Source organism: Streptomyces sp. NPDC102283, from assembly GCF_044766265.1.
Taxonomy (GTDB): domain Bacteria; phylum Actinomycetota; class Actinomycetes; order Streptomycetales; family Streptomycetaceae; genus Streptomyces.
This window is the reverse complement of sequence record NZ_JBIWLQ010000013.1, coordinates 69,773-85,140: the sequence shown is the minus strand read 5'-3', so window position 1 is coordinate 85,140 and position 15,368 is coordinate 69,773. Positions and strand designations below refer to the sequence as shown.

The 15,368-nt window shown below is 73.5% G+C and carries 8 protein-coding genes; 3 read left to right on the top strand and 5 right to left on the bottom strand.

Going from position 1 to position 15,368, the window contains the following annotated elements:
• Positions 1–4 precede the first annotated feature (4 nt).
• Positions 5–1,309 (top strand): enterochelin esterase, encoded by a 1,305-nt coding sequence (gene fes / locus ACIRJT_RS24975; RefSeq protein ID WP_403912843.1) that lies wholly within the window; start codon positions 5–7, stop codon positions 1,307–1,309.
• 87 nt (positions 1,310–1,396) lie between these two features.
• Here the strand turns inward: fes and ACIRJT_RS24970 are convergent, their stop codons facing one another.
• The 3 genes from ACIRJT_RS24970 to ACIRJT_RS24960 are packed head-to-tail and all read right to left on the bottom strand — an operon-like array spanning position 1,397 to position 10,502.
• Positions 1,397–2,872: a DHA2 family efflux MFS transporter permease subunit gene (locus ACIRJT_RS24970; RefSeq protein WP_403912840.1), complete on the bottom strand. Its 1,476-nt coding sequence runs from the start codon at positions 2,870–2,872 to the stop codon at positions 1,397–1,399.
• Positions 2,869–3,072 (bottom strand): MbtH family protein, encoded by a 204-nt coding sequence (locus ACIRJT_RS24965; protein WP_403912838.1) that lies wholly within the window; start codon positions 3,070–3,072, stop codon positions 2,869–2,871. Before ACIRJT_RS24965 ends, ACIRJT_RS24970 begins: the two co-directional genes overlap by 4 nt.
• Before the next feature lie 5 nt (positions 3,073–3,077).
• Complete coding sequence (locus ACIRJT_RS24960) at positions 3,078–10,502, bottom strand: amino acid adenylation domain-containing protein (protein WP_403912835.1); 7,425 nt, start codon at positions 10,500–10,502, stop codon at positions 3,078–3,080.
• Positions 10,503–10,638: 136 nt separating this feature from the next.
• On the opposite strand from ACIRJT_RS24960, the gene ACIRJT_RS24955 reads away from it, so the two are divergent.
• Positions 10,639–11,862: a M20 family metallopeptidase gene (locus ACIRJT_RS24955; protein ID WP_403912833.1), complete on the top strand. Its 1,224-nt coding sequence runs from the start codon at positions 10,639–10,641 to the stop codon at positions 11,860–11,862.
• A 105-nt stretch (positions 11,863–11,967) separates the two neighbouring features.
• Here ACIRJT_RS24955 and ACIRJT_RS24950 read toward each other — a convergent pair whose 3' ends face one another.
• Entirely contained in the window at positions 11,968–12,975 is a 1,008-nt protein-coding gene (locus ACIRJT_RS24950) for an ABC transporter substrate-binding protein (RefSeq protein WP_403912830.1), read from the bottom strand.
• Positions 12,976–13,125: 150 nt separating this feature from the next.
• On the opposite strand from ACIRJT_RS24950, the gene ACIRJT_RS24945 reads away from it, so the two are divergent.
• Complete coding sequence (locus tag ACIRJT_RS24945; RefSeq protein WP_403912827.1) at positions 13,126–13,911, top strand: ABC transporter ATP-binding protein; 786 nt, start codon at positions 13,126–13,128, stop codon at positions 13,909–13,911.
• A 416-nt stretch (positions 13,912–14,327) separates the two neighbouring features.
• On the opposite strand, the gene meaB is transcribed toward ACIRJT_RS24945, so the two are convergent.
• Positions 14,328–15,365 (bottom strand): methylmalonyl Co-A mutase-associated GTPase MeaB, encoded by a 1,038-nt coding sequence (gene meaB / locus ACIRJT_RS24940; protein WP_403912824.1) that lies wholly within the window; start codon positions 15,363–15,365, stop codon positions 14,328–14,330.
• Positions 15,366–15,368 lie beyond the last annotated feature (3 nt).

Below are 15,368 nucleotides of genomic sequence, written 5' to 3'. Positions count from 1 at the left end.
GCACGTGACCAACTCACAGCGCCGCGAACCGCCATCCCCTCCCGCACCCGCCCCTGCCCCTCCCGCACCCGCGGGACCGACCGGAACCGAGGCCCACACCGTGCGAAGCCCCCTCCTGCGCACACTCCTCAAGGACGTGACCACGGGCAGCCCCGACGCCGAGGAGGCGTTCTGGAGCTACGTGAGCACCACCGGCGCACCGCTCGTCGAGCCCGACCCCGAGGGCGACCCCGGCCACCGGCTCGTCACCTTCGTCCGCCGGGAGGACCCCGAGCGCCCCGCCACCCACGTCCTGGCCCTCCTCCACACGGTCACCGACCAGGACCGGCACGCGGGCGACCTCGCCCCGCACCTGATGGAGCGCGTCGAAGGCACCGGCGTCTGGGCGATCAGCCACCGGCTGCGCGCCGACCACCGCGCCTCGTACCAGTTCCACGCCACCGACGGAACCCGCGAGGACGCGCTGCGCGCCGACCGGGCCGCCTGGCTCCAGGTCCTCGACCACGCCGAACCCGACCCGCTCAACGACCGCGCCCCACTGCCCTCCCGGGACGGCCGCAACCCCGCCTCCGTACTCGAACTCCCCGAAGCCCCGCCCCAGTCGCGGACCCGGCGGCGCGACGACGTGGACCGGGGGCGCACGCTCGACGCCGAGGTGGACGGCCGCCGGATCACGGTCCACCTGCCGCACGGCCACCGCCCCGAGGGCGGCCCGTACGCGCTCGCCGTGCTCCTCGACGGCGAGATGTGGGGCCCTGTCCTCGGCGTCGGCGACATCCTCGACAACCTGCACGCCGACGGGGGCCTGCCCCCCACCGTCGCGGTCCTGGTCGACACCATGGGCCGGCGCATGGAGGACCTGGCCTGCAGCGCCCCGTTCGTCGACTGGCTGGCGGACACCCTGCTGCCCTGGGCCGGACGGGAGTACGGGGCCGGGGCCGACGCCGCACGGACCGTCGTCGCCGGACAGAGCGCGGGCGGCCTCACCGCCGCGTTCGCCGCTTTCCGACGCCCCGACCGCTTCGGCCTCGCGCTCTCCCAGTCCGGCTCCTTCTGGTGGCCCGACGACGCACGCGGCAGCGAGTGGCTCACCGGGCAGTACGCCCGGGCCGAACGCAGGCCGGTGACGCTCCACCTGGAGGTCGGCCTCCAGGAATGGATGCTCCTCGCGGAGAACCGCAGGTTCCGCAATGTGCTGCGCGCCCGCGGATACGACGTCCGCTACCGGGAGTTCAACGGTGGCCACGACTACGCCTGCTGGCGCGGCGGCCTCGCCGACGGCCTGGCGGAACTGCTCGGCGGACGCTGAGCGGTTCCACCCCGCCACGCCCCGACAGGAAGGGGGGCGGGGGCGGCATCCCCCTCCGGATGCCGTCCCCGCCCCCTCTTCGCGCCCTCAGCCCTTGACGGCCCCAGTCTCGTCCTGCGCCAGGCTCTCGCCGGAGCCGGGCGGCCCGTCCGCCCCCTCGTGGTCGTCGAACGGCGGCGGTTGCGGGGCGTCGCGCGGCAGCCGCAGAGCGATCAGGGCCCCGGCCGCGACGAGCGCCGCGGTCACCCAGACCGCGGTGCGGTACGGACCCGGATCGGCGGCGGCCTCCGTCACATGACCGCCGCCGATCACCGCCGCACAGGCGGCGATGCCCACCGCGCCGCCCAGTGTGCGGACGATCTGGAACAGGCCCATCGCCCGACCCATGTCGGACGGTGCGATCGTCGCGAATCCGGAGATCTGCACGGTCAGCACCGCCGTGCCGAGCACCAGGCCGATCAGGAACATCAACCCGCGCACGCTCCACGCGTTCTCCGCCACCCCGGGCACGGCGAGCGTCGCGAAGACCGCGGCGGCCACCAGCAGGGCCGGCACGGTCAGCAGTCGGGGGCCGAGCCGCGGCAGCAGGCGGTCCACCACCTGCGAGGCGAGCATCAGCCCCACCGCCTCCGGAAACACGCTCAGCCCGGCGTCCAGCGCCGAGGCGCCCAGGCTCGCCTGGTAGAGCAGCGGGAAGACGAACAGCACGCCCATCAGCCCGGCGGCCGTCACACCGGCCAGCGCGGAGGCGGGCCCGTACACCCGGTCGGCGAGCAGCCGCAGTCTCAGCAACGGCGTCCCGGCACGCACCTGGTGCAGGACGGCGGCCACCAGCAGGACGGACCCCAGGGCGGCGCTCATGGCGACGGCCGGTCGCGTCCAGCCCTGCGAGGGACCGAAGCCGAGCGCGTACGTCAGCAGACCCAGCGCCGGAGTGGCCAGCCAGAAGCCGACCGTGTCGAACTTCCCCTCCGGCCCCTCGACATGCTCCCGCAGACCGAAGAGGCCCAGCAGAACCGCCGCCGCCCCGATCGGCACGTTCACGAAGAACAGCCAGTGCCAGGAGAGGTGTTCGGTGAGCAGCCCGCCCAGCGGCGGACCGAGCGCCGGCATCAGGGCCGTCGGCACGATCAGCACCTTGGCCAGCTTCATCCGCTCGTGCGGCGGGAACGCCCGGAACAGCAGCGTCATCCCGACCGGGGTCAGCAACCCGCCCGCCAGGCCCTGTACGGCACGGGCGACCACCAGCGTGGTGAGGTCCGGGGCCAGACCGCAGACCGCGGAGGCGATCGTGAACGCGGTCAGAGCGCCGAGGAACACCCGCTTCGTGCCGAAGCGGTCGCCCAGCCAGCCAGCCACCGGCAGCCCCACAGCGAGCGCGACCAGAAAGGCCGTCTCCACGGTGTTCGCCGCCGACAGCGGTCGCCCGAAGTCGCCCGCGATCGTGTAGAGCGCCGGGTTCACGATCGTCGAGTCCAGGCCGTTCATGCACATCGCGGCCGTGTAGACGAGGACGACCGCGACCCGCGGACGTATCCGGGGCCGGATCAGCAGCCCGCTCACCGCGCGGAGACGGGGACGGGGCCGGACCGGTGCGTGGTGATCCGGTCCAGCGCGTCCTGGCGGGCGCACGGGCCGTGAACCGTCGACCAGCCCTCGGGCACCGCCGCGAACAGCGGCCACAGCGAGTGCTGTCCCTCCGCGTTGGCCAGGACGAGGAACTCCCCGTCCGCGTCGAAGGGGTTGGCGGATGCGTCGCTCATCGGTGTCACTTCTCCAGCTCGGTCAGTCGGTCGGCGACCACGCGTGCGATGTGCGCGATCGGCTCGGGCAGGGTCATGTCCTTGTGCGAGCAGGCGACGTTCGTGTTGTCGACGCGCCCGCTCACGTACGGGGTCCAGGTCTCCGGCGTCAGGGTGTCGTCGATGGTGTCCACCGTGGCCCGGAAGAACAGCACATCGCCCCGGAACACCCGGTGGTCGTAGGCCCGTACGAGGTCGTTGGTGTTGAGGTACACCTCGCCGAGCGCCTCGATCCTCGCGGCGGAGAGCGTCGCCAGTGGGGAGCCCTCGCGGCGCAGCACCTCCACCACGTTCGCCGTGTTCAGCTCCTGGTCCCCGAGGCTCTCGGGGCCGTAACCGCCCATGGTGAGCAGCGATTCGAGAGCCTCGGCCCGGTCGGGCACCGGCAGGCCGCGGAAGCCCTCGGCGGGATACGCGTCCAGGATCGCCAGCAACTCGACCTCCTGGCACGCCTCTTGGAGGACCGCCGCGATCGCGTGCGCGATGATTCCGCCGGTCGACCAGCCGAGCAGCCGGTAGGGGCCTTCCGGCTGGACCTCGCGGATGCGGGAGGCGTAGTGCGCGGCCAGCTCCTCCAGCGTGGTCGGCAGCGGATCGTCCGCCGTCGCCCCGCCGACGCCCTGCGCCTGGAGACCGTAGATCGGCACGTCGGACGGCAGGTGGCGGATCAGACCGGCGTAGCACCAGCTCAGACCACCCGCCGGGTGCACGCAGTGGACCGGGGCGCGGTCGCCGGGGCGGGCGGGCCGCAGCGGCAGCAGCACATCGAGCGGGTCCTCCTCGCGCGAGACGTCCAGCGCCACGTCCAGCGCGGCGGGCGTCGGCGCCTGGAACACCGTGCCGATCGACACCTCGATGCCGAACGCGGACCTGATCCGCCCGGCGAGGCGCACCGCGAGCAGCGAATGACCGCCCAGGTCGAAGAAGTTGTCCTCCACTCCCGCGGACGGCAGCCCCAGCACCTCCGCGAAGACCGCGCAGAGCTGCTCCTCGCGGACCGTGCGTGGTGCGCGCCCACCGGCGTTCACCGGGACGCCCGGAGCGGGCAGCGCCTTGCGGTCCAGCTTGCCGTTACCGGTCAGCGGCAGCCGCTCCAGGGCCACCACCGCCGAGGGCACCATGTGCGCCGGAAGCCTGGCGGCGGCGTGCTCGCGCAGGGCTGCCGGGACCGGGTCCGTGCCGGGCGCGGGGACGACGTAACCGACCAGACGCCTGTCGCCGGGTGTGTCCTCGCGGACCACGACCGCCACATCCGCGACCTCCGGGTGCGCGGCCAACACCGCTTCGATCTCACCGAGTTCGATGCGGAAGCCGCGGATCTTCACCTGCTGGTCGCCCCGGCCGAAATACTCCAGCGTGCCGTCCGGGCGCCGCCGGGCGAGGTCGCCCGAGCGGTACATCCGCCTGCCGCTCTCCCCGAAGAGATGCGCGAACGGGTCGGCGACGAAGCGCCCCGCCGTCAGGTCCGGGCGGCCCAGATAACCGAGCGCCACCCCCTCGCCGGCCACGTACATCTCGCCGGTCACCCCGGGCGGCACCGGCTGCAACCGGTCGTCCAGCACATAGACGCGCAGATCGGGAATGTTCACGCCGATGGTGCTGGAGACCGCGGAGGCGGCAGTCGCCCGGTCCAGCGCCAGATACGAGACATGGACGGTCGTCTCGGTGATGCCGTACATGTTGACCAGCGTCGGCGCGTTCTCCTGGTGGCGCGTGTACCAGTCCGCCAGCCGCCCGAGCTCCAGCGCCTCGCCGCCGAACACCACGTACCGCAGAGCCAGTTCGTTTCCCGGAGCATCCCGGTCGGCGGCGGCCAGCTGGTAGAAGGCGGACGGCGTCTGGTTGAGGACGGTCACCCCCTCGTCCGCCAGCAGCCGCAGGAACGCGTGCGGGTCACGGCTGGTCGCGTACGGGACGACGACGACCCGCCCGCCGTACAGCAGCGCACCCCACAGTTCCCACACCGAGAAGTCGAAAGCGTAGGAGTGGAACAGCGTCCACACGTCGTCCGGCCCGAACGAGAACCAGTGCTCGGTCGCCGTCAGCAGCCGTGTCACGTTGTGCTGGGTGACCACGACCCCCTTCGGGCGGCCGGTGGACCCCGAGGTGTAGATGACGTACGCCGGGTCACCCGGGCTCAGCGGCCGGGTGCGGTCCGCCTGGCCGAGGGGTCCGTCCGGGAGGCCCGCCGCCCCGTCCACGGTGATCAGCGGCAGATCGTGCGCGGGCAGCCGCCCGGCAGTCGCGATGTCGGTGATCAGAGCGGCCGGACGGGCGTCGTCCAGCATGTAGGCGAGCCGGTCCGCCGGGTAGTCGGGGTCCATCGGCAGATACGCGGCCCCCGCCAGCGACACCGCGAGCAGCCCGGCCACCAGGTCCGTGGAGCGCGGCAGCGCGAGCGCCACGATCGAACCGGGGCCGATCCCCCGGGCCGCCAGCAGCCGGGCCAGCGACCGGGCCCGGGACGACAGTTGGGCGTACGTCAGCGACGCGCCCTCGCAGCTGACCGCCACCCGGCCGGGGTGCCGTCGCGCCGCCACCTCGTAGACCTCGGCGAGGGTGAGCGGCACCGGCCGGTCGTGGTTGAGGCCGTTGGCCTCGACCACGGCACGGTGGACCTCGTCCTCGCCGAGGACGGGCAGCAGGCCGACCGGGGTGCCGGGCCGCTCGGCCGCCGCGGTGAGCAGCCGGGACAGCCGGTCCGCGAGCGCCTGCGCGGTCGACCGGTCGAAAAGGTCGGTGCGGAACTCCAGGAAGCCCCCGATCCCGCCGCCGGGCAGTTCGCCCGCGTTCAGGGTCAGGTCGAACTTCGCGGTGCCGGACGGCACGGCGGTCAGCCGCGCGGTGGTGTCCGGGCCGAGGGAGACGGGTCCGTCGGCGAGCGACTGCCAGGCCAGCATGACGTGGAACAGCGGATGCCGGGCCAGCGAGCGTGGCGGGTTCAGGGCCTCGACGAGGTGGTCGAAGGGCAGCGCGTCGTGCTCGTACGCGGCGAGCGTGGCCGTCCGTACCCGGTCCAACAGATCACCGAAGGCAGGGTCGCCGGAGGTGTCGGTGCGCAGGACCACGGTGTTGGTGAAGAAGCCGACGAGCCCGGCCGTGGCCTCGTCGTCGCGTCCCGCGACGGGGGTGCCGAGGGGAATGTCGGTGCCGCAGCCGTGCCGGGTCAGCAGGGCCGCGAGGCCGGCCTGCACAGTCATGAACACGGTCGCCCCGTGCGCCCGCGCGAGCCGGCGCAGCGCCTCGTGCGCGGTGGCGTCCAGGGCGAAGGGCACGGTGTCGCCCGCCGAGGTCGCCACGGGCGGCCGGGGCCGGTCGGTGGGCAGCTCCAGCTGGTCCGGCAGCCCGGCGAGCGCGTCGCGCCAGTGCGCGAGCTGGGCCTCGGCGAGCGGGGTCGGATCGGCGGGGGTGCCCAGGAGCCGCTGGAGCCGGGCCGCGTGGTCCACGTACTGGCCGCTCAGGGGGGTGAAGTCCGGCGTGCGGCCCTCGGTGCGGGCGGTGTAGGCGGTGGCCAGGTCCTGGACCAGGGGAGTGGTGGAGGCGCCGTCCCCCGCTATGTGGTGCAGCAGGAGGAGAACGGTGTGGTGGTCCGGCGAGTCGGTGAACAGGACCGTGCGCAGCGGGGGTTCGCCTGCGAGGTCGAAGCAGTGGCGCACGGCCTCCGTCAGATCGCTGCCCGGCTCCGCCAGGTGCAGCACCGGACGGGCGGCCGGGTCGTCGGGGGCGAGGATTCGCTGGTGGGGGGTGTCGTCCGTGGCGCCGCCGCCCACGCGCACGCGCACGCCGTCTGCGGTGGCGTCGGTGGCGTTGTCGGTGGCGTTGTCAGTGGGCGGATATACCGTTCGTAGTGTCTCGTGACGCTCCGCCAGGTCGTGCAGGGCGAGCTGGAGCGCGTCGCGGTCGAGCGGGCCGTTGACGTTCAGGACGAGCGGGATGTTGTAGGTGGGGCTGGGGCCTTCGAGGCGATGGAGGAACCACAGCCGCTGCTGGGCCGGGGACAGGGGGAGCGGACCGGTGCGCGACACGGGGGAGAGCGGGACGGAGGCGGTGGTGTCGCCGCGCGTGCGGACCAGCGCCGCCAGGGCGGCGGGCGTGGTGTTGCGGAAGACGTCGGCGATGCCCATCGGCACGCCGAAGTGCTCCCGGACGCGGGCGGCCAGTCGGGCGGCGAGCAGCGAATGCCCGCCGAGGTCGAGGAAGCCCGCGTCGGCGGCCGGGGGTTCGGCGATACCGAGCACGTCGGCGAAGAGCCCGCGCACGATCTCGGCGTGCGGTCCGTCGCCGGCGCCGTCCGGGCCGCCCGCCGCGGGCGGGAGCGGTTCGGGATCGGGCAGCGCACGGTGGTCGAGCTTGTCGTTCGCGGTACGGGGCAGCGCGTCCAGGAGCGTCACGGTCGCGGGGACCATGTGCTCGGGCAGGGCCCCGGCCAGGTGGTCGCGGAGCTCGGCGGGGGTGGGCGGCGCGCTGTCTGCGGTAAGGGCGTCGCCCCCGGGTCCCGGTGCGGGAGAGGAACGCTCCGTCACCGGGACCGCGTAGGCCAGCAGCCGCTTGCCGTGGCCGGTGTCGCGGGCGATGACCGCGGCCGCCGCGACCCGCGGGTGTGCGGCCAGCCGGGCCTGGATCTCACCGAGTTCGATCCGGAAGCCGCGGATCTTCACCTGGTCGTCGCCGCGCCCCAGGAACTCCAGCGTGTGGTCCTCGCGGCGCCGCACCAGGTCCCCGGTGCGGTACATCCGGCTCCCGGGAGCGCCGTTCGGCGCGCCGAACGGGTCCGCGACGAACCGCTCGGCCGTCAGGTCGGGGCGACCCAGATAGCCCAGGGCCAGACAGGCCCCCGCGACGTACAGCTCGCCCGTGGCACCGGCGGGCACCGGACGCAGGGAGGAGTCCAGGACGTAGACGCGTGAGCCGCGCACGGGGCGGCCGTCGGGCCGGGCGGCCGAGGTCCCGGGCACCCAGTAGTAGGCGTCGACCGTCGTCTCGGTCGGCCCGTAGAGGTTGACCGCGTGCACGGCCCCGGCCTCGGTCAGCCGCTCCCACAACGGTGCGGGGACGGTCTCCCCGCCGACCACCAGATGGGCCGGGTGGTGGCGGCCCTCGTCCAGCAGGCCTTCGGAGATGAGCGCCTCGGCGTAGGAAGGCGTGACGTCGAGACAGTCGACCAGGTGCGTGCCGACGTACGCGGTGAGCGCCGCGGGGTCCCGGTAGGCGGCGTCGTCCAGCAGGTGCAGCTCGTGACCGTGGACCATCCACAGCAGCGGGTCCCAGGACGCGTCGAAGGCGAACGAGGCGCTGTGCGCGACCCGGAGGCGTTCCCGGCCGGTCCGGGCGACGGCCGGGGCGATGTGGTCCGTGCCGTGCCCGGCGCAGAGGTTGGCGAGCGAGGCGTGGCCGACGAGGACGCCCTTGGGGCGGCCCGTGGAACCGGAGGTGTGGATGAGGTAGGCGGGGTCCGCGAGCGACGGCCCGGTGGGCGGCGGCCCGTCGGGGCAGGCGGCGAGGGCGTCGGCGGTGGCGGGAGCGTCGAGCGCGACGGTCGGCAGCCCGTGGTCGGGCAGCGAGGCGAGCGTCGCGGCCGTGCCGATCACGCACAGCGGCCGCGCGTCCCCGAGGACAGCCAGGGTCCGGGCGGCGGGGTGGCCGAGGTCCAGCGGCTGGCAGACCCGGCCCGCCTTGAGCACGGCCAGCAGCGCGACGACCATGTCGGCGGTCCGGGGGAGCGCCAGGGCCACCGTGCCGAGGCTCCCTCCGCCCGCGGCGGAAGCGCCGAGGCCGGCCAGCAGGTGGGCCAGTCGGTCGGAGGCGGCGTCCAACTCGGCGAAGGTGAGCCGGGCCCCGGGCCCGGCGGCGGCGTCCGTGCCCGCCCGTGAGTCCGTGTCGGACGTCGCCCCTCGGAACGTGCCCGCCACGGTGGAGCGCACGGCGACGGCGTGCGGTGTCCGGGCCGCCTGCGCGGTGAACGACCGGGGAAGGGTCAGCGGGGCGGCGGGCTCGGAGCGACCGTACGTCACGGCCTCGCGTACCTGGTCGCCGCTGAGCAGATCCAGCGTGCCGATCGGGCGTTCGGGGTCGGTCAGCAGCAGCTCGGTCAGGCCGTCCAGATAGCGCAGCCAGGTCTCCTCGTGGGCGGCGAGGCCCTTCGGCCCGTACGCGGCGGGGTTGGCGTCGAGAGAGAGCCGCAGGCCCCCGTCCGGGCCGGGAGCGGCGCCGACCGCGAGGCCTTCCACCGGTCCGGCCGCGAGGTTGCGCACGGTGCCCGTGGCCCCGGCGAAGTCCAGGGCGCCGTCGAACGGCTTGACGTTGACCATCGGACCGGTCAGCGGGGTGTCGGCCGACTCCAGGGCCAGGTCGCGGCGGAGGTCGGCCTGCGGATAGCGCTGATGACGGCGGACCTCGCGGATCTCCAGCACCACACGGCGCAGCAGTTCGGCTCCGGTGTCGCCCGGGCGCACGGAGATCCGCAGCGGCAGCACGTTCACGGTCATGGCCGGGGTCCGCAGCGCCGCAGGCCCCCGCCGGTTGGTCAACGGCAGTCCCAGCACGACGTCCTCGGCGCCGGTGAGCCGGTGCAGATGCCCGGCGGTCGCCGCCACGACCAGCTCGGCCCAGGTCGCCTTCGCCGCACGCGCCGCCCCGGACAGCCGCTCCAGGGCCTCGGCGGGAAGGTCGGTGGTCCGATGGAGCGGGGCGTCGTCCGGTGTGTCCGAGGGGTCGGGGGAGCGGTGGGGGGCGGTGACCGAGGAGCCCGCCATGCGCGTGGCCCAGAACGCCCGGTCCGCCGCGTACTCATCACCTTCCAAGTACGCCGCCTCCTGCCCGGTCAGCTCGCCCAGCGGGGCGAACCGGCTCCGGGGCGGCGGCTCTTCGGCGACCAGCGCCCGGTAGCGCTCGGCGACGCGCTGCCCGATGAGGGACAGGGCGTAGGCGTCGACGGCTATGTGGTGCACGCGCTGGTACCACCGGTGGCGCCCTTCGCCGACCCGGATCAGCGCCTGCGTCATCAGCGCACCGTCGGCGGCGAGGTCCACCGGCCGGGCCAGGTCCTCCCGCATCCACGCCTCGGCCCGGTCCGCCGCCAACTCCAGCCGGTGCACCACGGGTTCGGCGGCGGGAACGACCCGCTGCGTCGGTACGCCGTCGGCCTCGGACACGCGCAGGGCGAGGGTCTCCGCCTCGCCGACCGTCCGTCTCAAGGCCTCCACGAACAGCTCCGCGTCCAGCGGTCCGTCGATCTCCACGCAGTCGGCCGTGTTCAGCTCGCTGCCGAGAGGGGCCATCTGGTGCGCGTAGTAGATCCCCGACTGGGCTGCCAGGAGGGGGAGTTCGGAGGGAGGCGCGCCGCCGGAGCGTGCTGCCGAAGAGCTGGTCGGGCGGTGCGGACGCTCATGCATGTGTGTGACGACTCCCCTGAAGGACAACGGACACCGGGCCACGGACTCTCGGCGCACACTTAGGTAAGGCTAAGTTAACCTATTTCCGACAGTGCAGGCGACCGCCCCGGGGCGGTCCGGAACGCAAGGAGAGCCCATGACCGTCCCCGCAGCCCCACGCCCCGAGACGCGGGCCGGTACAGGGGCCGACGAGGCGGCCGGTGCGCGGATCCGTGCCCTCAGGACCGCCGTGCGGGAGGCGATCGGCTCCAGCGCCCCGGCCCTGCTCGACCTGAGCCGGCGTCTGCACGCCGAGCCCGAGACCGCGTTCGAGGAGCACAGGGCCGCCGCCCGCTGTCATGAACTCCTGGCAGCGCACGGCTTCGAGGTCACCGCGCCCGCCCACGGCCTGGACACGGCGTTCCGCGCCACGATCGGCTCCGGCCCCGTCACCGTGGCCATCGCCTGCGAGTACGACGCCCTGCCGGGACTCGGCCACGCCTGCGGGCACAACCTCATCGCGGCCGCCGGAGTCGGCGCGGCCCTCGGCCTCGCTCCGTACGCCGACGAACTCGGCCTGACCGTCCGTGTCGTCGGCACTCCCGCCGAGGAGCGGGGCGCGGGCAAGGCCCTGCTGCTGGAGGCCGGAGCGTTCGACGGGGTCGACGCCGCGATGATGGTGCACCCCTGCCCCTTCGAGATGGCCGACTTCCGCTCCTTCGCGCTCGGCACCCTCGACGTCGTCTACACCGGCCGCGCCGCACACCCCAGCCTCAACCCGCACGAGGGCCGCAACGCCGCCGACGCGCTGACCGTCGCCCAGGTCGCCCTGGGCCTCCTGCGTCAGCAACTGCCGCCGCAGTGGCGGGTGCACGGCATCACCACCGCCGCCGGAACCGCGCCCAACGCGATACCCGAGCGGGCCACCGCCACCTACGAGATACGGGCGCTGGCCGCCGAGGATCTGCGGGAGCTGCGGCAGCGGGTCGAGGACTGCTTCCGTGCCGGGGCGCTCGCCACCGGCTGCGAGGTGACGCTGGAGCGGCCCGAGCCCGACTACCTCGACTTCCGGGGCGACCCGGAGCTGATCCGGCTCTGGACGGCCAACGCCCGCGAGTTGGGCCGCGCCGAACCGGTCGAGCGTCCGCCGTTCGCCTGCACCGACATGGGCAACGTCTCGCACGTGGTGCCGTCCATCCACCCGGTGCTCGACATCACTGGCGGGGCCTGCGGCCCGCACGAGGCGGCGTTCGCCGAGGCCGCCATCTCCCCGGCGGCCGAACAGGCCCTGCTCGACGGGGCGGTGGGCATGGCGTGGACGGCCGCGGACTTCGCGGCTTCCCGGCTCTCCGGAGCAGGCGGTCCGTCCGGCGTGGCCTGACAGAGTCCTATGGGGCCCGGTGGGATCTGCCGGGGCGTCCGACGCCGTGCGGCTCCGACCGGCAACTGCAGCTCGGAGCCGCACGGCGTGGAAGTCACCCGGAGGTCACTTGGCCGAGAGCGCCTCGACGTAGTCGTTCAGGACGGCGTCCGCCGCGAGCGGGCCACCGCGGGTGGACCACACCGAGCCGTCGACGGTCACCGCGTGGTCGTTCCTGACGGCGCCCAGCTCCTTGTAGGCGGGCTTGGACTGGACGTCCTTGAGCGCCTTCTCGCCGTCCGAGGTCAGCGTCGACAGGAACAGCCAGTCGCCGTCGATCTCGTTGATCTTCTCCAGGCTCAGCGACGGCGTGTGCGCGTTGCCGTCCTTGTTCTGGGACGCGGGCCGCTTCAGCCCCATCTCCAGGGCGACGCCGCTGGCGAACTGCTTGTTCTCCATCCAGCTCGGCCCGTCCGGGTTCCAGCGGACGATGGAGATCTCGGCGCCCTTGTTCGCGCCCAGCTTCTCACCGGCGGCCTTGGCGGCGGCCTCGTGGCCGGTGATGAACTTGTTCGCGTCGTCCAGCTTGTTGACGGCGTTGCCGACACCTCGGAAGAACAGCTTCCAGTCGTCGGTCGGCGCCATCGTCACCAGCGTGGCCGGGGTGATCTCCCGCAGCTGCTTCAGTACCTGCTCGTCCTGCATGTCACCGGCGAGGATCAGGTCGGGCTTCGCGGCGACGACCTTGTCCATGACCGGCTGGAGCAGGTTGCCCACGACGTCGATGCCCGCGACCTTGTCGGCGAGGTAGGCCGGCGGCTTGTCCAGCCCCTGCCCGTTGGTGATACCGACCGGCTTGATGTCCAACGCCAGTACCGCGTCCAGGTCTTCCTGGGTCAGGGTGACGATGCGCTTCGGCTGCGCCGGGATCTCCACGGCCCTGCCGGTGGCGTCCTTGACCGTACGGGTCGCGGAGGAGGCGGAGTCCGCCTTCCCGGCTTTGTTCCCGGCGGACTTGCCCGGTGCGGAGTCCGAACCGCAGGCCGTCAGCAGCAGGGTGGCAGCCCCGAGCACGGCGACGGCTTGCGCCGCTCTTCGGGCGGCGGTCAGGGCGGGGCGGCGGTGCAGGATCATCAAGGGCTCCGGGTTCAACGGGACATGAAGCGGGCGACGGCCGCACGGTCACGCGGATGCGGACGTCGGCTCGTGAGCGAGCTAAGGTTAGCCTTACTTTAGCGGCAGCGGGCAAAGTGATGCCCCTGTCCTTCGGAAAGGCCGGTCCCCGTGGAAATCCGAGTCGAACAGCTCACCGCTGGATACGCCGGGCATACCGCCGTGGATCAGGTCGACCTGACGGTCCCCTCCGGACAGGTCGTGGCGATCGTCGGCCCCAACGGGTGCGGCAAATCGACCCTTCTGCGCTCCATGGCCCGCCTCCACCAGCCCAGCTCCGGCCGGGTGTTCGTCGGCGACGCCGACGTCTGGCGACTGCGCCAGCGCGACGCCGCCCACCGCATCGCCCTGCTGCCCCAGGCCCCGCAGGCACCCGAGGCGGTCACCGTCGCCGGACTCGTGCGCTACGGACGCCATCCGCACCAGGGGCTGTTCCGCCAGTGGTCGCAGGAGGACGAGAGTGCCGTCACCCGCGCCCTGGAGGCCACCGGTACCGCCGCTCTGGCCGGACGCCGGCTCGACCAGCTCTCCGGCGGCCAGCGCCAGCGCTGCTGGCTCGCCATGTCCCTCGCCCAGGAGACTCCCGTCGTCCTGCTCGACGAACCCACCAGCGCCCTCGACATCGGCCACGCCGTGGAGGTCCTGGACCTGGTCCGCGAAGTCGCCGCGCAGGGCCGCACCATCGTGATGGTGCTGCACGACCTCGCCGCCGCCGCACGGTACGCCGACACGCTGGTCGCCATGCGCGACGGGCGGATCGTCGCCTCGGGGCCGCCCCGCGAGACCGTGGACACCGCACTGGTCCACGAGCTCTACGGCATCGAGGCGGAGATCCTCACCGCGACCTCCGACGGGGCGCCCGTCGTCGTACCGACCGTGCGCGTACCGGTCGCCTGACCCCGACGGAGCGACACCCCCGCTCCTGGATCGACGACTGCCGGGCTGTCGGAGGGGGCGCCCGGTCCGTGGCCAGACGCGGTCAAGGACCGGGGCGGAGGCGGTGGCCGTGCGAATGGACCGTCATCAGGTGTCCGGGGCCGTCGTATCGAGGGCCCGGGAGGACGTCGTCAGCCGGATCGTGGGTCGGGTGCGGTCCATGTCGAAGAACATCCGGACGGCCACCTGCGAGTGGCAGTCGATGACGCACGCGCACTGGCCTGCCCCGGCAACTCCTCCGGGCCGCCGAACCCTTCTGAGGAGCCCCCCGCGCGCCGCCCGCGGAAGCGCGCCGATATCCGGAAACACCGAGGGGCCCGTGGCGAACTCCAGGGCCCCTCAGTGGGCATCCGCCTCGGCACGCGACGCCGACGCGTTCAGCCGGTCCCTCCCGCGCCGCCCCCGCGCCGCGACCCGCCCGCACCGGGATCGCCGCCGCGGAACACTCCGAGGATCTCCTCGGCGGCCAGCGTCGCCGTCAACGTGCCGTCCCGGACCCGCTGTTCGAGCTCCGGTGCGAGCTTCCGCACCGCCGGGTGGCTGTGCAGACTGTCCAGCAGATCGTCGCGGACCATCGTCCACGTCCAGTCCACCTGCTGGTCGCGGCGCTTGGCCGCCAGCCGACCGGTCGACTCCAGGAGCGCCCGGTGCTGCTCCAGCCGCTCCCACAGGGTGTCGAGGCCGAGCGACTCGCGTGCGCTGCACGTGAGCACCGGTGGTGTCCAGGCCGCGTCCGCCGGATGCATCAGCCGTAGCGCGCCCGCCAGTTCGCGCGCGGCCGAGCGGGCGTCACGTTCGTGCGGTCCGTCGGCCTTGTTCACCGCGATGGCGTCCGCCAGCTCCAGGACGCCCTTCTTGATGCCCTGCAACTGGTCGCCGGTACGGGCCAGCGTCAGCAGCAGGAACGTGTCGACCATGTTGGCCACCGCCGTCTCCGACTGCCCGACGCCCACCGTCTCCACCAGCACCACGTCGTAACCCGCCGCCTCCATCACCACGATGGACTCCCGGGTCGCCTTGGCCACCCCGCCCAGCGTGCCCGCCGTGGGGGAGGGGCGGACGAAGGCGGCCGGGTCCACCGCCAGGCGTTCCATCCGGGTCTTGTCGCCCAGGATGGAGCCGCCCGTACGGCTGGAGGACGGGTCGACCGCCAGTACGGCCACCCGGTGCCCGAGCCCCGTGAGCATCGTGCCGAGCGCGTCGATGAACGTGGACTTGCCCACGCCCGGAACCCCGCTGACCCCGATCCGCCGGGCCGCCCCCGCGTGCGGCAGCAGCCGGCTCAGCAACTGCTGTGCCAGCACCCGGTGTTCGGCGCGGGTCGACTCGACGAGCGTGATCGCGCGCGCCACGAACGCCCGCTTCCCGTCGAGTACTCCCCGTACATAATCGTCGATGTCGATCTTCGCAGCCATCCG

Coding starts and splice junctions, on each gene's coding strand:
- meaB (WP_403912824.1), bottom strand. CDS start 15,365: ATGGCTGCGAAGATCGACATCGACGATTATGTACGGGGAGTACTCGAC.
- ACIRJT_RS24950 (WP_403912830.1), bottom strand. CDS start 12,975: ATGATCCTGCACCGCCGCCCCGCCCTGACCGCCGCCCGAAGAGCGGCG.
- ACIRJT_RS24965 (WP_403912838.1), bottom strand. CDS start 3,072: ATGAGCGACGCATCCGCCAACCCCTTCGACGCGGACGGGGAGTTCCTC.
- ACIRJT_RS24955 (WP_403912833.1), top strand. CDS start 10,639: ATGACCGTCCCCGCAGCCCCACGCCCCGAGACGCGGGCCGGTACAGGG.
- ACIRJT_RS24960 (WP_403912835.1), bottom strand. CDS start 10,502: ATGCATGAGCGTCCGCACCGCCCGACCAGCTCTTCGGCAGCACGCTCC.